The sequence below is a fragment of the Paenibacillus sp. FSL H7-0943 genome (assembly GCF_037963265.1).
GTDB classification, from domain to species: Bacteria; Bacillota; Bacilli; order Paenibacillales; family Paenibacillaceae; genus Paenibacillus_AQ; species Paenibacillus_AQ odorifer.
Genome location: NZ_CP150148.1, coordinates 3942616 through 3966879, shown reverse-complemented (window position 1 = coordinate 3966879; position 24264 = coordinate 3942616). Strand labels below are relative to the sequence as shown.

The window sequence follows — 24264 nt, the reverse complement described above, 5'->3', positions numbered from 1 at the left end:
TTTTTTTGAAGATTATGGTTATTCTTTTTTAGCGTCGAATTGTTTATGAGATGTTGTATACACTTTTGAGTTTTAATGTGATACAATTAAATTGTACACAAATTAAAATAAGGTGGTTATTTTGATGGTATGGGTAGCTAATATTATGGTCGGTGTTGTTGCGTTAATACATATCTATATTGTTTATTTAGAAATGTTTGCTTGGTCAAAGCCAAAAGGGCTTCGAGTCTTTGGAATGACACAGGAAGTTGCGGATGCTTCTAAAACACTGGCAGCGAACCAAGGGTTATACAATGGATTCTTGGCGGCAGGTTTAATTTGGGGATTGGTTCATCCGAATGTAAATTTCGGCCATCAAATTGAAATCTTCTTCTTATCAACTGTTATAGTGGCAGCGTTATATGGAGGACTGACGGTGAAAAAGTCTATTTTATTTATGCAAGGACTGCCAGCTTTAATTGCATTAATCCTCGTGGTTTCGATTTAAGATAACATAGAAGTAATCGATTAGGTTTCTACCTCGCGTACTTGCGTGGTGGAAGCCTTTTTTGCGTAAGATCAAGAAATTATTGGGTAATGAAATGCGCTGGATTAAAAACAGGAATTATGGATGGTGTGCCAAGAAACAACAGAGAATTGGTTGATTAATGTGTTTTAGCTACAGGTGTGGTCCTTAGATAAGATGTAAGGGACTTTAACAAACCCATTGCATGCTTGTGTGGGCTGAATGAGTAGACAGAATGGCGTTTAATCTGAAAGTTCTAGACTTTTAAAGTAAATTCTCATCATAAAAAAAGAGCTGCTACCCAGCAGGGAACACCTGTCAGGGAAACAGCTCTTTTTATGTGCTGGTTTAAATGAGGATCTTATTTAATAGAGGCTGCATAAATCGCTTCTACAGATTTGGAGAGGAGCGCGTTAAACTCTTCTTCTGACTGCCCAGCACTTAGTCCCTGCGATAACGCACGTGAGAAGCTGGCGATCAGTCCTTGATTATGGGCGAGCTTATCGTTGGCCTCCGCTTGTGTGTAACCGCCGGACAAAGCGACAATTCGCAAAACATGAGGATCATCCACTAATTCGCGGTAGAAATTATTCTCCGTTGGGATGGAGAGCTTAAGCATGACCTTCACGTCTTTGCCCAGCGTAGACAATTGGGCCGATAGTTCTTCTTTTAGCAGCTTCTCTGAAGCCGTTTTATCAGCACTGTGGATATCAACTTCCGGTTCGATAATAGGTACGAGTCCCGCTGCTAAAATCTGCTTACCGATTTCAAACTGCTGTTCAACCACCTTTTTGATACCGGAAGGATTAGCCTCTTTAATCACCGAGCGCATTTTTGTACCAAAGATGTTACGTTCGTTGGCCCGCTTCAGAAGATCACTCAAGCCGGGAATAGGCTTCATTAGTTGTACTCCGTCTTCAGGGTCGGCAAGACCTTTATCGATTTTCAGGAAAGGCACAATCCCTTTTTTCTCCCATAGAAAATCGGCAGTATATTGCCCGTCTATGGAACGATCCATTGTGTTCTCAAATAAGATTGCACCCAGTATATGCTTTGAATCAAATGCAGGGCTCTTGATAATGCGCGTTCTCATCTCGTGAACCAACCCATACATTTGATCTTCATTAGAGTAACTGTCCTCTGCAACACCATATTGCAGCAGCGCTTTTGGTGTACTGCCACCACTTTGATCCAAGGCAGCTATAAATCCCTGTCCCGTCCGAATTCTTTCCCATTGCTCCATATTCATGAAAATTCTCCTTCCTTTCGTGAACTGAATGAATAATCTTATGTTCATTAACTATAACACTTAATGTACCGGCTCTAAACAAATGGCATTGTAAACTTGGCTGGTAACTAGTCTATTGTGAGGTGGTTTGAATCTGCGTTATAAGGACTTCCGGATCTAATTGATCCATGGGGATGACGAGGTATCTACGTGTAAGGTCTCCTGAGTCCGATCCCTAGATGGTGAAGACTTGCAATCTTAGCATACGAGAACGAATCGACGTTTGAGGTCACTTTTTGGTCGAGTAGCTGTATCTGAGTCCGATAGCATGGCGAACTGGGCTAAATCTGCGAAATAGCGTCTCCTGAGTCCGGACTATTGATGGCGAGGACTTGCAGCCTCCGTATACGAGAACGAATCGACGTATAGCGTCATCTGAGTCCAAACCCATAGTTAGTGAAGACATGCAGCCTCAACTGACGAGTACGAATCGACGTTTGAGGTCACCTGAGTCCGGACTAGCCAAGATTGATGATACTACAGCATCGTTCGGACTGTATTGCAGCTATTTAGATTTTTTGGAGTATTATTCAGAAGTATCGGACTGCATAGCTCTTATTTCCAAGTATTTGCTCCAAAGAGGGGTGGATTTGGTTCAATAGCTGCATCTGAGTCCGATAGCATGGCGAAATGGGCTAAATCTGCGAAATAACGTCTCCTGAGTCCGAACTCATAGTTAGTGTGGACATCCAGTCTAGGTTGACGAGTATGAATCGATGTTTATGGTCATCTGAGTCCGGACTAGCCAAGATTGAAGATACTACATCATCGTTCGGACTGTATTGCAGCTATTTGGTGTTTTTGGAGTATTTTTCAGAATTATCGGACTGCATAGCTCTTATAGCCAAGTTTTTGCTCCAAAGAGGAGTACATTGGGTCGAATAGTTGCATCTGAGTCCGATAGCATGGCGAAATAACCTGAATCTGCGAAATAGCGTCTCCTGAGTCCGGACCATCGATGGCAAGAACATGTAGCCTCCGCAGACGAGTAAGTATCGACGTATAGCGTCACCTGAGTCCAAACCCATAGTTAGTGAAAACATGTAGCCTCAACTGACGAGAACGAATTGACGTCTGAGGTCATCTGAGTCCGGACTAGCAAGATTGAAGATACTACATCATCGTTCGGACTGTATTGCAGCTATTTAGTATTTTTGAAGCATTTTTCAGAAGTATCGGACTGCATAGCTCTTATTACCAAGTATTTGCTCCAAAGAGGAGTACATTGGGTCGCATAGTTGTATCTGAGTCCGATAGCATGGCGAAATGACCTGAATCTGCGAAATAGCGTCTCCTGAGTCCGGACCGTCGATGGCGAGGACTCGAAGCCTCCGCAGACGAGTAAGTATCGAAGTAGAATGTCACCTGAGTCCAAACCCATAGTTAGTGAAAACATGTAGCCTCAACTGACGAGAACGAATTGACGTCTGAGGTCATCTGAGTCCGGACTAGCAAGATTGAAGATACTACATTACCGTTCGGACTGTATTGCAGCTATTTGGTGTTTTTGGAGCATTTTTCAGAATTATCGGACTGCATAGCTCTTATAGCCAAGTTTTTGCTCCAGAGAGGAGCGAATTAGGTTTAATAGCTGCATCTGGGTCCGATAGCATGGCGAAATGGGCTAAATCTGCGAAATAACGTCTCCTGAGTCCGAACCCATAGTTAGTGTGGACATAAAGCATCGGCAGACGAGAACGAATCGACGTATAAGGTCTCCAAGGTCCGATATCGCCGCATCGGAGATGCGGGTAAACATAATGTTACTCCAAGCAGAAACTAAAGACGCTCTATGCGAACTTTAAAGTGATCCCCCAAAGCGCACACCTAGCAAACTTAAGGACAATCCCAATGGTACACCTAGCAAACTCAAGACATTCACAGGGTACTCTTAGCAACCTTCAACCTATCCCCAATGGTACTCTTTGCAAACGTCATCTCATCCCCAATCGTTCTCTTCACAGACTCCAAATCACTCCAATGTGCTCAGCGAAAATTCCTTCGAAGTATTCTCAAGTAATATTCCTCGAAGCAGTCACTTTTTATGCTTAATTCTCAAATTTGGGATCAAATCGCATAGTCTTCATCAAGGCGCGCGAGACCAAACCACTCTATTACTTAAAGTTAGTTTGAAACACAGGGGAAGGATGAGCTTATTTAAGCGACTGGGAATTTTGTTTATGTTGTAAACAGCTTTGGATGAAGAATTTTAAATCAGAGTGTGTAAAGTCAGAACGCCAAAAGCCATGCTGGGAGCGGGTTGTTATCTTATTTGCGGATTATTTCCTAGTAAATTAATACGAATAATCCAATAAGATAATTGGTGTGACATTAATCATAATTACCAATTCGAAGCTTTGTGAAAATAATAACTTTTCGTAAATGTCGAAATGAGGTTGACGAATAAAAATATCAGTCGTATGATTGATTCTACTGAGTATGCTAGTAATTAAAAGTAAGTTAATAAATAATATATAATAGCGGGAGGAATGAAAGTGGAATCATCAACATTTGTGCTTTTTGGCGCTACAGGAGATTTAGCAAAACGTAAAATCTATCCTGCACTATATAACCTCTTTTTAGATGGTCAAATTTCAGGTCCTCTCTCAGTGATTGGATTAGGAAGAAGAGAAGTTTCAACTGAAGCTTTCCGTAAGCAAGTCCTGCAATCTTTGCAGACATTTTCTAGACAGCCGGCAGTAGAATCTCCACAGTTGCAGGTTTTCTTGGAAGCTTTTGAATATAGCGTTCTAGATGTAGGTAATACAGAGGATTATTTGAAGCTCCTGGAGCATGTTAAACGTCGTGAGCAATTTTTTAACATTCCGGAGAATCGGATGTTCTATTTATCGGTGGGTCCTGAGTTTTTCAAGGAAATTGCCGCCAATATTCACTCCAGTGGTCTGGGATCTACGAAGGGCTGGAAGCGTCTGATTATTGAGAAGCCTTTTGGTACAGACTTGCAAACAGCAAGAGAGTTAAATGACAGCTTGAATGCCGTATTTACTGAAGAGGAGATTTTCCGAATTGACCACTTCTTGGGTAAACCGATGGTTCAGAATCTGGAAGTTCTAAAATATTCAAATCCTGTGCTTAGAGCACTGTGGAAAAATCGGTATATCGCAAATGTGCAAATTACGGCGAGTGAGATTGTTGGCGTTGAAGAACGGGCAGGCTATTATGATAAAGCTGGGGCTCTTCGTGATATGTTCCAGAACCATATGCTTCAATTGCTCATGATGATGGCGATGCAGCTTCCAAAAGGCAGTACACCTGAAGAGATCCGTGGGAAGAAAAGATATGTCATGGAGCGCCTCATTCCGCTAAGTAAAGACGAAGTTAATCAATATGTTGTCCGCGGACAATATGCTGAAGGTGAAATTAAAGGTAAATCTGTTGCAGGCTACTTGGATGAACCCGGAATTAGCCAATCCTCACAAAATGAGACGTTTATTGCAGCGCGTTTGTTTATAGATGATCCATTGTGGAATGAAGTTCCGTTCTATATCCGTACCGGCAAGAGAATGAAAGAGAAATCAACAAGAATTGTTATAGAATTTAAAGAACCGTTTAATGATAACAATAACAAAAATAAAGGGAATGACGTTCCAAATCTGCTCATCATCGAGATCGGTCCAAATGAAGCCATTACGCTTCAGTTGAATACGAAGGATCAGCTGCAAAAAGGGAAACTTGAACCTGTCCTCGCTACTTATGAAGCCGGAACTTCAGACGTACCAGAAGCTTACGAAAATCTGATCTTTGATGCGCTTCGTGGTGACGCCACTTTCTTTGCTCACTGGAAAGAAGTCGAGCTGTCATGGCAATGGGTTACACCAATCCAGGAAGCTATGGAAGAGGGGCTAATGCCACTTCATACCTATGCTTCAGGTTCTTATGGTCCAGATGCGGCTATGGAGCTTTTGGGTGAAGACCGCTGGTGGTTTGATGATGCAGATCAGGAGTCAGATCTTCTCGACGCTCAAGCAGAAGTTGCAGCAGCGCAGGAATCTATACGGCCAGGGGCTTAAGCCCCTGCCTGTTTTTTTTGCCAATTTAGCTAAAATACATCACAAGAATCTATAAATCGGAGGGAATTTACATGAAAGTAGGATTAGTTGGGTTAGGAAAAATGGGTTTTAATTTGGGTCAAAATTTGCTGGATCATGGACATGAGGTTGTTGCTTTTGATCTGAATGCGCCTGCTGTAGAAGAAATGAAAGCTAAAGGCGCTAGTGGAGCAGTAACGCTTCCAGAATTGGTACAGCAATTGGAAACACCAAGAATCATTTGGATCATGGTTCCGCATCAGGTCGTTGATTCTGTAATCGCTGAACTTACTCCACAGTTGTCTAAAGGTGATATCGTTATTGAAGCAGGAAACTCGCATTATAAGGAATCGATTCGTCGGTATGAGGAATTGAAGGAGCACGGAATTCACTTTATGGATGCAGGTACCTCTGGCGGTATGGAAGGGGCGCGTAATGGCGCTTGTTACATGGTTGGCGGAGATCCCGAAGCTTGGGAGGTTGTGGAGCCTATTTTCCGTGATACCGCTGTAGAAAGCGGCTTTTTATATGCTGGTAAAGCAGGTAGCGGCCATTTTCTAAAAATGGTGCATAACGGTATCGAATACGGCATGATGGCTGCTATCGGTGAAGGTTTTGAGGTTCTGGAAAAGAGTGAATTTGACTACAACTTTGAGGAAGTAGCTCGGGTGTGGAATCACGGCTCTGTAATCCGTTCGTGGCTGATGGAACTTGTGGAACGCGCCTTCTCGAAGGACGCTAAACTAGATGAGATTAAGGGCATTATGCATTCGTCTGGTGAAGGCAGATGGACGCTTGAAACCGCCTTTGATTTACAAGCGGCGACTCCGGTTATCGCTATGGCGTTATTGATGCGTTACCGTTCCCTTGAGACCGACACATTCACTGGAAAAGTAGTTGCTGCACTGCGTAACGAATTCGGCGGACACGCTGTGGAAACTAAATAAGATTGGCCGACTCTGAATTGAGTGTTTACAAGCTCGAATTTCCCGCAATTTATGTTGCGGAGAAATTTGGGCTTTTTATTTTAAGGGGAATAGATAATGGGAAGTATAGATGGAGTACGAATTTAATGCAGTTTACATATTTTAGGGGTAGAAGGGTAAGTTAGGAAGCAAGGGGGAGATTTCATGCAAAGTGGAATTCGTGAGCGACTTCATTTTCTAAATAAATTTCTGCATGCGCCCCGACAATATGGTAGTGTGACTCCCAGTTCACATTGGCTGGCCCAGACGTTGCTTGATCCAGTGCCTTGGAACCAAGTGCATTCTATGGCTGAGTTGGGTGCGGGGACTGGTGCAATCACAAGGTTTATTCCGCGTGGAGAAAAGACCGGTATGAATGTTCTTTTATTTGAAATAGATCCTGATTTTCGCAGTCAATTAAGAGAGGAATTCCCTGGATGTTTCTGCAACAATGATTGTCTCCGGCTGCGTCTTGCGCTTCATAACAGCAGTCTGGAGAAGCTGGATTGTATCGTGAGTAGTTTGTCTTTGATGAATTTCTCGAAGCCAGACCGCACTAAGTTTATGGAACAGATCATTTCTTCTTTAAAAGAAGGAGGGTGGTTTATAACCTATGAATATTTTCCGCGGATGAAAACAGAGTTGAGCCAGCATTTTGAGATCCTACACACGAAGTGGGTGCTGCTGAATTTTCCACCAGCGCTTGTATATATTTGCAGGAAAAAAACTACAACGCAAGTGCAACGCGAAAATCCCAAATCAACAGTCAACGTAATCCCAATCTCTCAGGTTTATACAAAAAGATAATCATCTTTATATAACAAATGCCGTCACCCATTACTCATTGGGGAACGGCATTTTTAATTGGGCACCGAAGGCGTTTGAGCCCGATTAATAGAGAAGCTCAATATTCTCTTTGTTCAGGCGCTTCAACCAAACCTCAGAAGGCTGGCGGTCTGTGATCAAAAAGTCGATTTGGCCAAGCTCGATCAGCTTCGTAAAGGCGGTCTTATCGAATTTGGTGTGATCGGCCAGGAGTATGACCTTGTTAGCTTGACGTAGCATATATTTCTTGAGCTCACACTCCGGTTCATTAGAATCTGTGATGCCTCGCTCCATATCTATTCCTTTACAACTGATAACCGCAGTGTCCACATTGTATCTTTGAATGGTGTCATGTGCTACAGGACCCACGAGTGACATGGATCGGTAACGTAAAGAACCTCCGGTGGAGATGATATCCATCCCAGAATTCGAGAACTCATGCAAAATATTAATCGAGTTCGTAATAATGGTCAGATTGTTTTTATTGCCAAGCAGTTTTAGAAACTCAAAGGCTGTGGAGCTAGGATCCACCATTAACGTATCTCCATCATTGATTAAATCTAGCGCCTTAAGAGCGATTCCCCGTTTGATATCTGTATTCAGCGCATTGCGTGTAACAAAAGGCAAATCCTCGTTCGTGTGACGATTCAGCATGGCCCCGCCATAGGTTCGGCTTAGAATGCCATCCTTCTCCAGCTTCTCCAAGTCTCTGCGTATCGTCTCTTCTGTAACTTCAAACATCCGGCTTAGATCAGAGACTAATACTCGTTTATCCTGATGAACAAGATCAATTATTTTTTTGCGTCTTTCAGCTGCAAGCATAGGGATCACCTTTCCGAAATCTGTATATTCCTTAATCATAGCTCCAAATATCTGTGTTTTGCAATAAAATCAACGTAAAATCATGTTTGTTTTCCAATAATATTCACAAAACGGATATAAAACAAATAAAAACAACATAAAAAATATTTAAAATGTTGACAACAAAGATTTGCGGGCATACGATGAAGGAGAAAAGAAGTCCTGTAGTGGTAATTAGATTTGAAAGATACCAGAGCCGGCCCAGTTGCGATTTAGAGGCCAGCCTGAGGCGCTGCAGCCGGAATACTACGCTCTAGCTTGCAGAGTTGTGTGTAAAACTTTGGTGTTGATAAATTAACTTTAGGAGGCTGGTCAAGCATGAGCACGCATGTGTATTATGTTCCATCGATCAATATTATGGGCAAGGGATGCTTGCAGGAGATTGGTCCATACATCCAAGAGCTTAAATTAAAAAAGGCGCTTGTTGTTACGGACAAATTCCTTATGAAAAGTGGCATTGCTGGTAAATTGCTGACGGTATTGGACGAAGCGGAGATTGAATATGCCATCTATGATGAAGTGAAACCCAATCCGACCTGTAAAAATGTCCACGATGGCGTTGATTATCTCAAAGCGCAGAATTGTGATTATCTGATTTCCATTGGCGGTGGATCACCACAGGATACTGCCAAAGCCATTGGTATCATTGCCACAAATGGCGGTCATATCAAAGAATATGAAGGTGTACACAAGTCTAAGCATAAATCACTGCCGATTGTCGCCGTGAATACCACTGCTGGTACTTCGGCTGAAGTGACCATTAACTATGTAATCACAGACGAAGAACGCAAAGTGAAGATGGTTATGGTAGATAAGAACAGCCTTGCGACGATTTCAGTCAACGATCCTGAGCTTATGGTTGATAAACCCGCTGCACTTACCGCGGCTACGGGTATGGATGCATTGACTCATGCGATTGAAGCGCTGGTGACGCCGGGAGCATATCCGGTAACCGATGCTACGGCACTAGCCGCAGTGGAGCTTATTTTTGCTAATCTGGCTCGTACTGTGAAGAATGGCCATGATATCGAAGCGCGTGAACAGATGGTATACGCGATATTCCTTGGCGGATTGGCTTTCAATAATGCGGGGCTTGGTTATGTGCATGCGATGGCGCATCAGCTGGGCGGCGTATACGATCTGCCGCACGGCGTATGTAACGCGATGCTGCTGCCTTTTGTGGAAGAAGAAAATGCCAAATATGTGCCTGAGAAATTCAGATCCATTGCTAAAGCGATTGGACTTAATGTAGAGAACCAAACGGATAAACAATGCGCAGATTTCGTAATTGAGTCGATCAAGGCGTTGTCTAAAGAAGTAGGGATTCCAGCTAAATTATCCGAGCTTGGTGTAGAAGAAGTAGATCTTGATCTTTTGGCTGAAAATTCGATGAAGGATGCTTGTGCACCAGGGAACCCTTTTATTCCTACTAAAGAAGAAGTTATTACACTGTTCAAAAAAATATTATAAATCACCCCTTATCATAGGAGATTGTTTATGAATAATCACATCGCCGTTGACATCGGTGCCTCAAGTGGGCGGCTGGTGCGCGGAATATTGCAAGAAGGTATTCTTTCCTTAGAAGAGCTTCATCGCTTTAGCAATAGCTTTACGGAACAAGAGGGTTCCTGTTTCTGGGACATTGATTATTTAGTAGAGCAGATTATGATCGGGCTTCGGAAGGCTAAAACCGATGGAATTACTACCTGTACGCTCGGTATTGATACATGGGGTGTAGATTATGTGCTGGTAGATGCGGACGGGAATCGTGTTCATGAAGTATACGCCTACCGGGACCGCAGAACGGATCTGGCTGTGGATCAGGTGGCACAGCAGCTTTCACCACAAACCGTCTATGAAAAGACAGGAATCCAGCAGTTATCCATCAATACCTTGAATCAGTTATATGTTCATAAAGAAGAAGAGCTAGCGCAAGCGGATCAGATTTTACTTGTACCAGATTATCTATATTACCGACTGACTGGCCGTAAAATCAACGAGGTTACGATTGCATCTACAACACAGCTGTTGAATCTGGAAAGCCGGGATTTTGACGATGACCTATTAGAATTTTTGAATATCAGGAAAGATCAATTTGCAAAATTAACTGAGCCTGGTGTAGTGGTTGGTCCTCTTGACGAAGCTTTAATCCAACAATATGACCTGCCTGAATGCCAGCTGATCTGTGTGGCTTCCCATGATACGGCCTCAGCAGTGCTAGGTGCTCCACTTCAAGAAGGCTCAGCTTATATCAGCAGTGGAACTTGGTCTTTACTCGGTGTAGAAAGAACGGAGCCTCTAAATTCTCTAAAAGCCATGCAGGCTAACTACACCAATGAGTGGGGAGCCTACGGAACTTATAGATTCCTCAAAAATGTAATGGGCTTATGGCTTATTCAAGAGGTTCGCAGATTACTGAACAATTGTTATAGTTTTGCGGAGCTTGCAGAGCTTGCACAGGGAGAAGAGGGGTTTCGCAGCCTGATCCCTTGTAATGCACCAAGGTTTCTTAATCCATCGAACATGATAGAAGAAATCCGCAGTGCCTGTATGGAGAGTGGGCAGCCCGTTCCGGAGACACCTGGACAGTTAGCACGTTGTGTTTTTGACAGCTTGGCGTTATCCTATCTAACTTATTTGGAAGAGTTGGAGGAGCTGACAGAACGTCGGATCGAGGGATTGCAAATTGTCGGCGGCGGGGCGAACAATCGGCTTTTATGCCAACTAACCGCTGACGTTATCGGCAGGATAGTAAAGGCTGGACCAACGGAAGCGACTGCTCTAGGAAATATAGTAGTGCAGATGATTAGCACAGATTCCATTGCAGACATAACTGAGGCAAGAGCTATTATCGAACAATCTTTTGAAATAACATCATACATTCCGCAGCCGATCAAGCATTTTAATAACATTCTAAATCGTTGGAGAAGCCTTCATCTGTCCAAGGTGAATGAGCTTATCTAAGCGAAACAGACTTGCACTAATTTAGGAGGATAAACAGCATGGATCAGAGCATTATCACTAGTTATAACGAAGCCAAAAAACTATACGCAGCCCACGGTATTGATGTGGATAAAGTGCTGGAGCGACTCGCGCAAATTAAAATTTCCATACATTGCTGGCAGGGTGATGATGTAAAAGGTTTTCTTTTTAAGGAAAAAGAACTAAGCGGGGGCATTGCGGTAACGGGAAGTTATCCGGGCCGGGCGGGTACACCAGATGAACTACGTCAAGATTTAGAAAAGGCGTTATCTCTTATTCCTGGTAAACATAAGGTTAACCTGCATGCTATTTACGCAGATACAGATGAACCTGTAGATTTGGATGAACTAGAGCCACGACATTTTCAATCCTGGGTGGATTGGGCGAAGGAGCAGGGCTTAGGGCTTGATTTTAACCCTACTTGTTTCTCACATCCGAAAGCAGCCGATGGATTCACTCTCAGTCATTCGGACGCGGAGATTCGGAATTTCTGGATCAGACACTGTAAAGCTTCGCGTACGATCGCTGAGCATTTTGGGCGGGAGCTGGGTCAGCCTTGTGTGACGAACTTTTGGATTCCAGACGGATATAAGGATACGCCAGTAGATCGGCTAGCTCCGAGAGTACGTTTAAAAGAGTCGCTGGATGAGATTTTTAGTCAGGAAATAGATCCGCTTTATAATATGGATGCCTTGGAAAGTAAACTGTTTGGAATTGGTTCTGAAAGTTATGTGGTTGGCTCTCATGAATTCTATATGGGTTATGGTTTAACAAATGGAAAAGCGATCTGTTTGGATGCGGGACATTTTCATCCTACAGAAGTGATTTCGAATAAATTATCTTCGATTCTGATGTTCAGTGAGCAGCTGCTGCTGCATGTCAGCAGACCTGTCCGCTGGGACAGTGACCATGTGGTAACAATGGATGATGAGCTGCTGGAAATCGCCCGTGAATTGGTTCGCGGGGATTTACTTCCTCGTACGAATATTGGATTGGATTTCTTTGATGGCAGTATCAATCATCTCGCGGCATGGGTCATTGGCACCCGCAACACTATTAAGGCGTTGCTGCGTGCGATGCTGGAACCAGTGGAAGAGCTTAAGCAAATCGAGCGGTCCGGGGATTATACTTCACGTCTTGCTCTGGTAGAAGAGTTCAAATCGTATCCTTTTGGAGCGGTCTGGGATTACTACTGTGCATCACAAGGTACACCGGTGCGTGAGCAATGGCTTACTGAAGTGAAAAATTACGAACAAGACGTTTTGTCTTTAAGATAGAAGTGGATACGGAGAGCAGCAAATACAAAGGAGAGAATAGACTATGAGTACATCCTTGTTAGAATCAAAAGGTTATATTGCCAGCAGTGAAGCTCCATTTATTCAGGAAATGTCAGAGATCACCCGTCATATGTGGGAGCTTGGCTGGGATGAACTGAATGGTGGGAATGTCAGCTATTTACTGGATGAGAATGAGGTGGCTAAGTATATTAATGTACTGGAGCCGTTGCGCACGATCAAACTCACCTTTCCGGTAAAAGAATTAGCAGGCAAGTATTTTATCGTAACAGGTTCGGGCAAATATTTCAGAAATGTGATTAAAGACCCTGAAGCGAATTTGGGAGTGTTAAGAGTTAGCGGCAATGGCGAAAGTGTGGAAGTATTGTGGGGATTGCGGAATGGTGCAGTTCCTACGAGTGAGCTCGCTTCGCATTTTATGAGTCATATTGAACGTTTGAAAGTAGATCCCACACACCGTATCGTGCTGCATACACATGCTACAAATGTTATCGCGATGACCTTCACGCATGATCTGGACGAACTGAAGTTTACCAAAACGTTATGGGAAATGTGCACAGAGTGCCTTGTTGTTTTCCCTGATGGGGTCAGTGTTATTCCGTGGATTGTTCCGGGCAGCAGTGAAATCGGCCGTGAGACTGCCAAAAAAATGAAGGATCACCGTTTAGTCATCTGGCCGCAGCATGGGATTTTTGGCACTGGCTCCACCATGGATGCTACCTTTGGTCTAGTAGAAACGGTTGAAAAGGCTGCGACGATCTACAACTTGATTGGCGGTAGAGAAATCAAACAAAAGATCACAGACCAACAGCTATGGGATTTAGCTAAAGCATTTGGAGTTACACCTAAAGCGGGGATTCTTGAAGTCTAGAGAGTCATTATAATTTGGTGAAACCGGGCAATCGTAGATTCTGCGAGGTCCGGTTTTTGTTGTCTTTTTCTTAAAATTTGCATTTCCCATCTTTTGGGTAGATAATAAGCTTACTTAAAGTAATCAATTAATAAATTGGAGGTAACATATGAATACAGAGCAACTATTTTTACCTTTTCAAGTGGGGAATCTTTCGCTGTCGAACCGATTTGTAATGGCGCCGATGACACGCGCGCAGTCTCCGAAGGGTGTGCCGGGAAGCAATGTTGCCGCTTATTATCGTAGACGTGCAGAGGGTGGAGTGGGATTAATTGTTACTGAGGGTACTGCGATAAATCATCCAGCGGCTGTCAGTCACCAAGATATTCCTAATATACATGAAGAAGCATCTTTAGAAGGCTGGAAGAAGGTTGTGGAAGAGGTTCACGCAGCTGGCGGCAAGATCATCCCGCAGCTTTGGCATGTGGGGATGGCGCGTACAATCGGCGAGTATCCTAACGTTGAAGCCCTTCCTGTAGGCCCTTCGGGTCTTAATTTAGCAGGTGAGCCGGTGACAGAGCCGCTGACCACAGAAGAGGTTGAAAGCTTAGTAACAGCCTTCGCTCAAGCGGCGGCAAATGCCAAAAGCGTTGGCTTTGATGGCATCGAACTGCATGGCGCTCATGGGTATCTGATAGACCAGTTCTTCTGGAATAGAACGAATAAACGTACCGATCGTTACGGTGGCGATTTGGTAGGAAGAACAACATTCGCTGTCGAGATCATTAAAGCATGCCGTCAAGCGGTTGGACCAGACTTCCCAATCGTGCTGCGCTTTTCCCAGTGGAAGCTGGGGGCGTATGATGAGAAGCTGGCGAAGACTCCAGAAGAACTTGCAAGTTTCCTGGCCCCGCTTAGCGAAGCGGGTGTAGATATCTTTCATTGCTCGACCCGACGCTTCAGTCAACCTGAATTTGCTGGCTCTGATCTTAATTTAGCTGGGTGGACTAAGAAGCTTACCGGGAAGCCGTGTATTACAGTAGGCTCTATTGGCCTGCAAAGCGATTTCTTCGAGGAAGATAAAGCTCAGAAGCCTGAGGATAATATTGATGAGTTAACTGAAAGGTTTGATCGGGAGGAGTTTGATTTGGTTGCAGTGGGCAGAGCGCTTATTAGCGATCCGGCTTGGCCTGCCAAAGTACAGAGTGGAGCGATAGACGAAATCATCCCATTTACTCCTGAAGCAACGAATACGCTTTACTAAAACTAGCAGAATATACAATGACTATTTTTTTAGGTAAGAGGCTGTGTAACTGTTTCAAGAGTAGTGTATCTGCTTATAATAGTAGCATACCCCCCTTAATATGATAGAACTTGACCCTGCCAAACGTTGGCGGGGTATTTTTTTGTCGATATGCAACGCTTCATTACATCATAAATAGACCGGGCACTTCTATGTTAGGCCAGCATTATGTTATAATTTTAAATTAGCAAAGTATAAAAATAATTGTTGAACAATAGAGGACGTGAAAACAGCATGACAAAGGGGAACCATAACTCACCGGACTTAAAATCCGGCAAGGGTTCTAAGGATTATTCGAAATATTTTGATTTTAGTGATGCAAAGGTAATTAGTGAAGAGGAAGGTAAGGTTACTTACCGGATTAAAGGAAGAAATGTGCAAATTAATAGCCAGCCTGACTATAAAGAAGGAAAACGGCGCGGCAAGGAAGAAATAGAAGTGCATTATGATTTCGAGATTCCTGAAGAGATGCAGAATTTCGGAGTGGGCAAATATTATCATATAACGACTTATGGCTGCCAAATGAATGAGCATGACACGGAAACGATGAAGGGCCTATTGGAACAGATGGGCTACCGCAGTGTCGCTGACCGGAATGACGCGGATCTCATTTTGCTGAATACTTGTGCGATTCGGGAGAACGCCGAGGATAAGGTATTTGGAGAGCTAGGACATCTTAAGAACCTGAAGATCGAGAAGCCGGGTCTGTTGTTAGGGGTATGCGGTTGCATGTCCCAAGAGGAAGGCGTAGTCAACCGGATTATGTCAAAGCATGGCTTCGTGGATATGATCTTCGGTACGCATAATATTCATAGGTTGCCACACCTCATTAAAGAAGCGGTATTTAGTAAGGAGCTTGTGGTTGAGGTATGGTCCAAAGAAGGCGACATTATTGAGAACTTGCCGAAGAAGCGGGAAGGCATGCGCGCTTGGGTGAACATTATGTATGGCTGTGATAAGTTCTGCACGTATTGCATCGTACCGTTTACACGCGGTAAAGAACGCAGTCGTCGTCCAGAGGACGTTATCGCTGAGGTGAGAGAGCTTGCGCGCCAAGGCTTCAAGGAAGTAACGCTATTGGGGCAGAACGTAAATGCTTACGGTAAAGATTTTACGGATATTGATTACACCTTCGGGAACCTGATGGATGATATGCGTCTGATTGATATTCCGCGCATTCGCTTCATGACATCGCATCCACGAGATTTTGACGATAAATTGATTGAGGTTTTAGGCAAAGGCGGCAACTTGGTGGAGCATATCCATCTGCCGGTTCAATCGGGAAGTACTGCCGTTCTTAAGAAAATGAGCCGTAAATATACCCGGGAAGCTTATCTGGAATTAGTACGCAAGATTAAGATAAGTGTGCCGAATGCTGTATTAAGTACCGATATTATCGTTGGTTTCCCTGGGGAGACTGATGAGCAATTTGAAGATACCCTATCGCTTGTGCGTGAGGTTGGGTATGATATGGCATATACGTTCATTTATTCTCCACGTGAGGGCACACCAGCAGCGGCGATGGAAGATAATGTACCGATGTCGGTGAAGAGTGAACGTCTGCAAAGATTAAATGATCTCATCAAAGAGAACAGCCGGATCATTAATGACCGGATGCTGGGTGAAGTTGTAGAGGTGCTGGTTGAAGGGGAGAGTAAGAATAACTCCGAAGTCCTTTCCGGCCGTTCCCGCGCTAACAAGCTGGTCCATTTTGAAGGTCCTAAGGAGCTTATCGGCACATTTGTGAACGTGAGAATTACAGATACCAAAACATGGTACATTAAAGGGGATATTGTGGTCGAGGCCGCAGCTGTTCATTAATCACATACGAATGGGGAGATGACTAATGAGTACAGAAGAACAACAGTTGAATAAATATGGAATGAAAACTTATAATACCCGTGATCTGATCGTTCGCGAGGATATTATGGGCAAAGCTAAAGAACTAGCATCATTAATCTCAACCAGTGAAGAGGTACGCCATTTTCAACAGGCTGAGCAAAAAATTCTTAATCACGAGCGTGTGCAAGGACTGATTGCAACCATTAAGAAAAAACAAAAAGAAATCGTGGCCTTCGAAAGCTTCAATAATAAAGATATGGTCGCCAAAATTGAACGTGAAATTGAAGTGCTGCAAGATGAGATCGACGGTATTCCAGTCGTGAACGAATTTCAGCAAAGCCAGAGCGACATTAATTATTTGCTCCAGCTGGTAATTTCCGTGATTAGAGATACCGTTTCGGAAAAAATAAATGTGGAAGCCGGCACTGATGCGCCTCCGACCACATGCGGATAACCCACACTCAGTTCAGGGGGCGGATGCAGATCCGTCCCTTTATTTCAATATAAGAGGTAGAAGTAAAGTACATGAACATACATAATCCTTATAATTCAACGACAACGTCGTTTCTCATATAGTCTTTTTGTAGGATAATGTAAAATAATGGAATTCGGTGTTGATTTATGAAGAACATGTTTGGTACATTTAAAGATACGAATAAGTAAAACTACAGCTTCGGAAAAGGATGGGGCAATTATGAGCGACAATGGGGAATTAACCTATAACGCCAAAAAATATCGTACACCGGATGGTGTTCCGGCCGACATTGTAATGTTTACACTGACCAAACGCGAACGGAAGACGGTCACCAAGACGCTGCCTTTACGTGAGTTGAAGGTAATGTTAATTAGACGGAAAAAATGGCCGTGTGCAGGCATGTGGGCTCTACCAGGCGGATTCTGTCAGGAAGATGAGTCTATATATGATGCTGCAACTCGTGAGCTGAAAGAAGAGACTGGTGTCGATGGAGGTCACTTAGAATATCTTGGGGTTTATAGTACACCTGGCCGCGACCCTCGGGGATGGATTATCAGCCATGCCTTTTTCGCTTTAGTAGAAGAGTGGATGCTGGAGCAAAGACAAGCTTCCGACGATGCGGGTGAAGTGGGTTTATTTACGTTACAGGAAGCGTTAGAAGAACTGGAGCTCGCTTTTGACCACCATGAAATCATCAAGGATGCATACGTACGTATCCAACAGCAAATGCTGCAGACAACGATAGCAAGACAGTTTTTGCCTAGGCATTTTACGCTAAGTGAGCTTTATCAGGTGATTCAGACAGTAGTGCCGGAATTTAAAGAACCAAATTTTATTCGTAAAATCACGTCAACACGCAGCCGTCAGGGTATATTAAAAGAAGTGAGAGATGAAGAGGGCAATGCACTCAGCTCCAATCAATACTCACAACGCCCGGCTCAGCTGTATATGTTTACAGATCACGAGCCATTGTTGTCTATTTATACGTAGTGTCTTAAATCAGGGGAGGGACGATTCTCATGAGAGCACTAATAGTAATTGACTTTACCAATGATTTTGTCGATGGGAATTTACCGGTTGGGCAGCCTGCAATCGATATCGAGCCAAGAATCAGCCAATTAACGTCTGAGTTTGTCCAAAATGGCGATTATGTTGTAATGGCTGTTGATTTACATGAAGACAATGATCCTTATCATCCCGAGAGTAAACTGTTTCCACCTCACAATGTACGAGGGACTAGAGGGCGGGAGCTTTATGGAAGTTTGAAAACTGTTTATGAAGCTGACCAGGATTCCATCTATTGGATGGATAAAACTCGATATAGCGCTTTTAGTGGAACTGATCTGGAGATTAAGCTGCGGGAACGTGGCATTACTGACCTTCATTTGATTGGCGTATGTACAGATATATGTGTTTTGCACACTGCGGTGGATGCATATAACAAAGGTTTTACTATTACTGTGCACGAAGATGCGGTCGCCAGCTTCAACGCGGATGGACATAAATGGGCACTAAATCATTTCCGGGGAAGTTTAGGAGCAGACGTTGTTAAGGCATAATACTATAAAAAACATACACATACAGCAACGTGGATATTAGGAGATGAGGACTTGAAGAGAGAACTTGCGCTACATACAGATAAATATCAGATCAATATGATGTATGCCCACTGGGTGAATGGAAGCCATAAGCGAAAAGCTGTATTTGAAGCTTATTTCCGCAAATTGCCTTTCGGAAACGGCTATGCCGTGTTCGCAGGATTAGAGCGTATCGTTGGGTACATCGGCGGCTTGCGTTTCACCGAAGATGATATCCGTTACTTATCGGAGCAAGAAGAAAATTACGCTCCTGCTTTTTTGGAAGAATTGCTGCAATTTCATTTTCAGGGCAACGTTTATTCGATGAAAGAAGGGGCGTTGATTTTCCCGGATGAACCACTAATCCGTGTGGAAGGGACGATCATGGAAGCGCAACTGGTGGAGACCGCTATTCTGAACTTCATGAACTACCAGACGCTGATCGCTACGAAAGCTTCCCGAATCAAGCAGGTAGCTCCGAATGATATACTCCTGGAGTTTGGTACCCGTCGGGCACAAGAAGCGGATGCGGCGGTCTGGGGCGCTAGAGCGGCCTATATCGGCGGCTTTGATGCAACCTCCAACATGCTGGCAGGTAAAATGTTTGGCATCCCTACCAAAGGTACACATGCTCATTCTTGGGTTCAGAGCTTCAGCAGCGAGCAGGAAGCTTTTGATGCTTATGCTAAGGTGATGCCGGATGAAGTTACACTATTAGTTGATACCTTCGATACGTTGCGCAGTGGTGTGCCGAATGCGATTAGAACCGCCAAAAAGCTTGAAGCTCAAGGTAAAAAGATGATCGGTATCCGCTTAGACAGCGGTGACTTGGCCTATCTATCCCGGCAGGCACGGAATATGCTGGATGAAGCGGGGCTCGATTATGTGAAGATTGTGGCGTCCAACGATCTGGATGAGAATACAATCATGGATCTGAAGCTGCAAGGTGCAGCCATCGACACATGGGGTGTAGGCACACAATTGATTACGGCTTCGGATCAACCCTCTTTGGGTGGGGTCTATAAGCTGGTAGAAATTGAGTCCGCAACTGGAGAAATGGTACCGACAATCAAGATTTCTTCTAACCCTGAAAAAGTATCCACACCAGGCAGCAAGGACGTATTCCGGATTATCGGGAAAAATGGCAAAGCGCTAGCAGATTATATCTGCTTCCCGGAAGAGGAAGCTCCACGTAACGGCGGTCGGGTGAAGCTGTTTAATCCGCTGCATCCATACATGCACAAGTATGTGGAGCGTTATGAAGCACTGCCAATGCTTGAACCGATTTACGTGAACGGCTTCCAAGTTTATACTTTGCCGGATCTGAATGAAGTTCGCCGTTACCATCGGGAGCAGAAGGATCTGTTCTGGCCGGAATATCTGCGTAAGCTCAATCCAGAGGTGTACCGGGTGAATCTGAGTGAGAAGGTCTGGACCAGCAAGCAACAATTGATCGCGGAGCATATTCAGCCGGAGATCGAGTAGATTTTGTAGTTTCGATGGAAAGAAGCACGGGAAGATTAGATTCCCGTGCTTTTTTGCGTTTGGGTGAAGCTTGCGTTGGGTGAAGCTTGCGTTTGTTAACTTCGAAAGCCGTGAGTTTATTTTCTGAAAGTATATTAAGCTAGTTTGTCCGCGTATATCTGATTTGGCTTTTGTTGCATTTTGTGCAACAGAACACTAGTTAAAGTATATCGACAAATTATCATACCGCCAAAAGAATAAGTACATCCCGTAGAATGAGGCGAATCCGGTGCGAGTGGGCAAATCAACGGTATAAATCCCGCAGAATGAGGCGAATCCGGTGCGAGTGGGCAAATCAACGGTATAAATCCCGCAGAATGAGGTGCATCCGGTGTGAGTGAGCAAATCAACGGTATAAATCCCGCAGAATGAGGCGAATCCGGTGCGATTAGGTAAATCAACGGTATAAATCCCGTAGAATGAGGCGAATCCGGTGTGAGTGAGCAAATCAACGGTATAAATCCCGTAGAATGAGGCGCATCCGGTGTGAGTAGGTAAATCAACGGTATAAATCCTGTAGAATGAGGCGCATCCGGTGTGAGTAGGTAAATCAACGGTATATATACCGCAGAATGAGGCGAATCCGGTGCGAGTGAGCAAATCAACGGTATATATACCGCAGAATGAGGCATATCCGGTGTGAGTAGGTAAATCAACGGTATAAATCCCGCAGAATGGGGCGCATCCGGTGTGAGTGAGCAAATCAACGGTATAAATCCCGCAGAATGAGGCGAATCCAGTACGAGGAGGCAAATCCAGTACGAGGATGCAAATCAACGGTATAAATCCCGTAGAATGAGGCGCATCCGGTGTGAGTGAGCAAATCAACGGTATAAATCCCGCAGAATGAGGCGCATCCGGTGTGAGTAGGTAAATCAACGGTATAAAACCCGCAGAAGGAGGCGCATCCGGTGCGAGGAGGCAAATCAACGGTATAAATCCCGTAGAATGAGGCGAATCCGGTGTGAGTAGGTAAATCAACGGTATAAATCCCGCAGAATGAGGCGAATCCGGTGCGAGTGAGCAAATCAACGGTATAAATCCCGTAGAATGAGGCGCATCCGGTGTGAGTAGGTAAATCAACGGTATATATACCGCAGAATGGGGCGTATCCGGTGCGAGTGAGCAAATCAACGGTCCCATAAGAAAAGGTGTATCCCCGTTCTACGCGATCGCGAAGAACAATGGATACACCTTTTTTCATGTAAGTGCGAGATATATAGTTTAGTTCTTCTTTCGGAATTTAGCGAATGACCAGATGGTAAGCATCAGCAGGAAGCCCAGACATGTGCCTATGCTGATCCGGTTCTGAGTGTCGAAAAGGAAGGAAATCGTGATAACCGACAAACAGATAAGCGTCAAAATCGTAATATAAGGGAAACCCCACACTTTAAAGCTTGGCTCTTTAGGATAGGTTTTCCGCAGCTTCAGCTGTGATAGGCAGATGCTGATCCATACCAAGCTTACTACGAAGCCGGGAACAGCCATCAGCAGCCGGAAAAGTCCATCCTGTGCGAAGTACGCTAACATAGAACCAACAAAAAGAACTATAGCGCAAAGTTTAAGACTGTTGATCGGCACACCTTTTGCTGAGGTCTTTGCTAAGCTACGTGGAGCTTCACCCTGTGAAGCCAAAGAGTGCAACATCCGTGTGGCGCCGTAGATACCAGAGTTAGCAGCAGAGAGCACAGCCGTAATCAGTATGAAGTTCATAACATGGTCAGCACCCTTAAGTCCTGTAGCCGCTAATACCTGCACAAAGGGGCTGGTATGCTCGTTAAGCTGATTCCAAGGAATTAACCCACAGATGATCAGAATTGGAATGGTGTAGAACAGAATAACACGTAAAATGAAGCTTTTGACAACTCTAGGCAACACTTTTTCTGCATCTTGAGTTTCTGTTAAAGTTAGTCCAATCAGCTCAGATCCGCCGTAGGAGAACATGACGACCAGAAGGGCAGAGAAGATAGGTGTCCAACCTTGTGGGAATAATCCGCCATAATCCGTAAAATTACTTAAATAGGGAGTCCCTTCAGACATAGGCAATAGCCCAAACAATAATGCAGCTCCCAGAATAATAAAGATGATAATCATAGCTATTTTGATTCCTGCTAACCAAAACTCCGTCTCTCCATAACCGCTTACACTCATCATATTGATGCCAATAATTAAAGCACCACTTGCTAGACTCAGTAGCCATAATGGAACATCCGGTAACCAGTACTGCAAGAAGCTTCCTGCCGCCAGCACTTCGATCACGCAGACAGTCAACCACATGAAGCAATATAGCCAACCCACGATAAAGGAGAGCCGTTCTCCAAAAGCCTCGCGGATGAATTCCTTCATATTTTTGTTCGGGTATACCGTGGCCATTTCGGCAATTGCACCCATAACGACTAGTAGCAGCAAGCCTGCCAATACATAGGAGAGAACAACCCCTGGTCCAGCAATGCTTATCGTCTCAGAGCTTCCTTTAAAAATCCCCGTACCGATTACGCCGCCCATCGCCATAAAGCTGATATGCCGTGGAAGCAATTTTTTTTGTAATGATGCTTCGTTTGACTTCACATTTAATGCCTCCTAAGTAGGTTCAAAAAATTACACCAAGAATCAGTTTATCCTGAAATGGACTAGTTGAAAAGTATAAATGATACACATTTGTAGAAATAGAGGTGATTTTTCATCGGTGTGTGATATTTATCATGAAGAATGTGATGAATTTAACATCTTAATTTTTAATTTTATTGCTAAATGAAAGTAGATAAATAAGCTTAGGCAACACTTGGAAAATGCAAGATTTGTCACTTCGCGTCTTGCAAAATCAAGTTACAATCGTTGAAAAAGTCAAAAGGATATTATACTAGATGACATTCTGAAAGGGGCTATGTCGGTGGTACAGTTACCAAAAGTGAACGAGCTCGGATTTTTTGAGATTCGTCTGGAGTCAATTGGAGGGTTGGGTGCGAACCTGGCTGGTAAAATGCTTGCAGAAGCAGGTGTTGTCGGTGCTGGAATGAATGGGGTCAGCTTTTCGTCATATGGTTCGGAGAAGAAGGGATCAGCGGTAAAAGCGCATATCCGGTTTTGTGATTTGAATACGCCTATTCGTGACACGTCTCCGGTTGAGCGTCCGCATGTTGTTGGGGTATTTCACGAAGCATTAGCAAAGACAGTTAACGTAATTAGCGGAATTTATGAACATAGCACAGTATTGGTGAACTCAGCAAAATCGCCGGAGGAATTGAAATCCTCCCTGAATATGATGGCAGGAACTATTGCAGTCGTTGATGCTACAACGATCGCCTTAGATGAGAAAAACCGCGTTAATATGGCGATGCTAGGCGCGTTGTTCCGGATGTGTGATTTCTTGGACCCTGAAATTATGAAAGGCGTTATAGAGAAATCACTAGGCAAAAAATATCCACAGGCAGTACAGTCAGCACTGACTACTTTCGACCGTGGATTTAATGAAGTTAAGTTTATGCATTTTCCACTGCCTGCGGGCGTGACAATGCCTGAGTTCGTGCGGTCTGATATTTCCGCATTGGGTTATGAAACACAGCCTATCGGCGGTACCATTACGAATCCTGGCAGCAGCTTTTTAAAGAACTTGAGCATTTCTCGCTCCGGTTTGCTGCCTCATTTTAAGCAGGAGGATTGTATTCATTGTGCGCAGTGCGATACGGTGTGTCCTGATCTGTGTTTTGTTTGGGATGAGCAGCCTGATAAGAAGGGACGTCCACAAATGTTCCTGCAAGGTATTGATTATCAATACTGCAAAGGCTGTTTAAAATGTGTAGAAGCTTGTCCTACAACTGCCTTGTCTGGCGAACGTGAGGAAGAGGGCTACGCAGAGAGTCATACGGTCCGGCATATTTTTGATCTCGTTACTGAGGCCTAATTAACGGAGGAAAGGTGGAATA

At 44.1% G+C, this 24264-nt stretch carries 20 protein-coding genes; 15 read left to right on the top strand and 5 right to left on the bottom strand.

The features are described 5' to 3' along the window. Window positions 1-124: 124 nt before the first annotated feature. Window positions 125-487, top strand: a complete 363-nt coding sequence (locus NSQ55_RS17340; RefSeq protein WP_076128270.1) for a DUF1304 domain-containing protein — start codon at window positions 125-127, stop codon at window positions 485-487. Window positions 488-866: 379 nt separating this feature from the next. Here NSQ55_RS17340 and NSQ55_RS17335 read toward each other — a convergent pair whose 3' ends face one another. Next, a complete protein-coding gene (locus NSQ55_RS17335) occupies window positions 867-1754 on the bottom strand; it encodes a fructose bisphosphate aldolase (protein WP_076144711.1) in 888 nt (295 codons plus the stop codon). A gap of 2534 nt (window positions 1755-4288) precedes the next feature. Here NSQ55_RS17335 and zwf point away from each other — a divergent pair. From zwf to NSQ55_RS17320, 3 genes are all read left to right on the top strand, one after another. Beyond that, window positions 4289-5824: a glucose-6-phosphate dehydrogenase gene (gene zwf, locus NSQ55_RS17330; RefSeq protein WP_076184477.1), complete on the top strand. Its 1536-nt coding sequence runs from the start codon at window positions 4289-4291 to the stop codon at window positions 5822-5824. Between the two features lie 71 nt (window positions 5825-5895). Further along, entirely contained in the window at window positions 5896-6789 is an 894-nt protein-coding gene (gene gnd, locus NSQ55_RS17325) for a phosphogluconate dehydrogenase (NAD(+)-dependent, decarboxylating) (RefSeq protein ID WP_036688068.1), read from the top strand. A gap of 183 nt (window positions 6790-6972) precedes the next feature. Next, window positions 6973-7614 (top strand): methyltransferase, encoded by a 642-nt coding sequence (locus NSQ55_RS17320; RefSeq protein ID WP_339168225.1) that lies wholly within the window; start codon window positions 6973-6975, stop codon window positions 7612-7614. A gap of 84 nt (window positions 7615-7698) precedes the next feature. Here NSQ55_RS17320 and NSQ55_RS17315 read toward each other — a convergent pair whose 3' ends face one another. Continuing rightward, entirely contained in the window at window positions 7699-8454 is a 756-nt protein-coding gene (locus NSQ55_RS17315) for a DeoR/GlpR family DNA-binding transcription regulator (protein ID WP_076100077.1), read from the bottom strand. 357 nt (window positions 8455-8811) lie between these two features. Between NSQ55_RS17315 and NSQ55_RS17310 the strand changes: the two genes are divergently transcribed. The 10 genes from NSQ55_RS17310 (at window position 8812) to NSQ55_RS17265 (ending at window position 20302) form a co-directional block, all read left to right on the top strand. Continuing rightward, a complete protein-coding gene (locus NSQ55_RS17310) occupies window positions 8812-9963 on the top strand; it encodes an iron-containing alcohol dehydrogenase (protein WP_076194676.1) in 1152 nt (383 codons plus the stop codon). A 27-nt stretch (window positions 9964-9990) separates the two neighbouring features. Then, window positions 9991-11457: a rhamnulokinase gene (rhaB, locus tag NSQ55_RS17305; protein WP_076194678.1), complete on the top strand. Its 1467-nt coding sequence runs from the start codon at window positions 9991-9993 to the stop codon at window positions 11455-11457. 38 nt (window positions 11458-11495) lie between these two features. After that, a complete protein-coding gene (gene rhaA / locus NSQ55_RS17300) occupies window positions 11496-12752 on the top strand; it encodes an L-rhamnose isomerase (protein WP_076128282.1) in 1257 nt (418 codons plus the stop codon). Between the two features lie 43 nt (window positions 12753-12795). Next, window positions 12796-13641 (top strand): rhamnulose-1-phosphate aldolase, encoded by an 846-nt coding sequence (rhaD, locus tag NSQ55_RS17295; RefSeq protein ID WP_036688060.1) that lies wholly within the window; start codon window positions 12796-12798, stop codon window positions 13639-13641. 148 nt (window positions 13642-13789) lie between these two features. Continuing rightward, window positions 13790-14884 carry an NADH:flavin oxidoreductase gene (locus tag NSQ55_RS17290; RefSeq protein ID WP_076219350.1) on the top strand — a complete coding sequence of 365 codons (1095 nt, stop codon included), beginning with the start codon at window positions 13790-13792 and terminating at the stop codon, window positions 14882-14884. 273 nt (window positions 14885-15157) lie between these two features. After that, window positions 15158-16744 (top strand): tRNA (N6-isopentenyl adenosine(37)-C2)-methylthiotransferase MiaB, encoded by a 1587-nt coding sequence (gene miaB / locus NSQ55_RS17285; RefSeq protein ID WP_038571650.1) that lies wholly within the window; start codon window positions 15158-15160, stop codon window positions 16742-16744. Between the two features lie 25 nt (window positions 16745-16769). Then, complete coding sequence (locus NSQ55_RS17280) at window positions 16770-17219, top strand: YlbF family regulator (protein WP_339168222.1); 450 nt, start codon at window positions 16770-16772, stop codon at window positions 17217-17219. Window positions 17220-17459: 240 nt separating this feature from the next. Continuing rightward, window positions 17460-18230, top strand: a complete 771-nt coding sequence (locus tag NSQ55_RS17275; RefSeq protein ID WP_036688055.1) for an NUDIX domain-containing protein — start codon at window positions 17460-17462, stop codon at window positions 18228-18230. Window positions 18231-18259: 29 nt separating this feature from the next. Next, complete coding sequence (locus tag NSQ55_RS17270) at window positions 18260-18799, top strand: isochorismatase family cysteine hydrolase (RefSeq protein WP_076194688.1); 540 nt, start codon at window positions 18260-18262, stop codon at window positions 18797-18799. 51 nt (window positions 18800-18850) lie between these two features. Continuing rightward, window positions 18851-20302, top strand: coding sequence for a nicotinate phosphoribosyltransferase (locus tag NSQ55_RS17265; RefSeq protein ID WP_076128292.1), 1452 nt, complete (start codon window positions 18851-18853; stop codon window positions 20300-20302). Between the two features lie 195 nt (window positions 20303-20497). On the opposite strand, the gene NSQ55_RS17260 is transcribed toward NSQ55_RS17265, so the two are convergent. The 3 genes from NSQ55_RS17260 to NSQ55_RS17250 are packed head-to-tail and all read right to left on the bottom strand — an operon-like array spanning window position 20498 to window position 22909. Continuing rightward, window positions 20498-21118, bottom strand: coding sequence for a hypothetical protein (locus NSQ55_RS17260; protein WP_339168219.1), 621 nt, complete (start codon window positions 21116-21118; stop codon window positions 20498-20500). Further along, a complete protein-coding gene (locus tag NSQ55_RS17255) occupies window positions 21045-21545 on the bottom strand; it encodes a hypothetical protein (protein ID WP_339168217.1) in 501 nt (166 codons plus the stop codon). Before NSQ55_RS17255 ends, NSQ55_RS17260 begins: the two co-directional genes overlap by 74 nt. Window positions 21546-21565: 20 nt before the next feature. After that, entirely contained in the window at window positions 21566-22909 is a 1344-nt protein-coding gene (locus NSQ55_RS17250) for an amino acid permease (RefSeq protein WP_036688050.1), read from the bottom strand. Between the two features lie 322 nt (window positions 22910-23231). On the opposite strand from NSQ55_RS17250, the gene NSQ55_RS17245 reads away from it, so the two are divergent. Next, window positions 23232-24242: a 2-oxoacid:acceptor oxidoreductase family protein gene (locus NSQ55_RS17245; RefSeq protein ID WP_038571642.1), complete on the top strand. Its 1011-nt coding sequence runs from the start codon at window positions 23232-23234 to the stop codon at window positions 24240-24242. The last annotated feature ends 22 nt before the right edge of the window (window positions 24243-24264 follow it).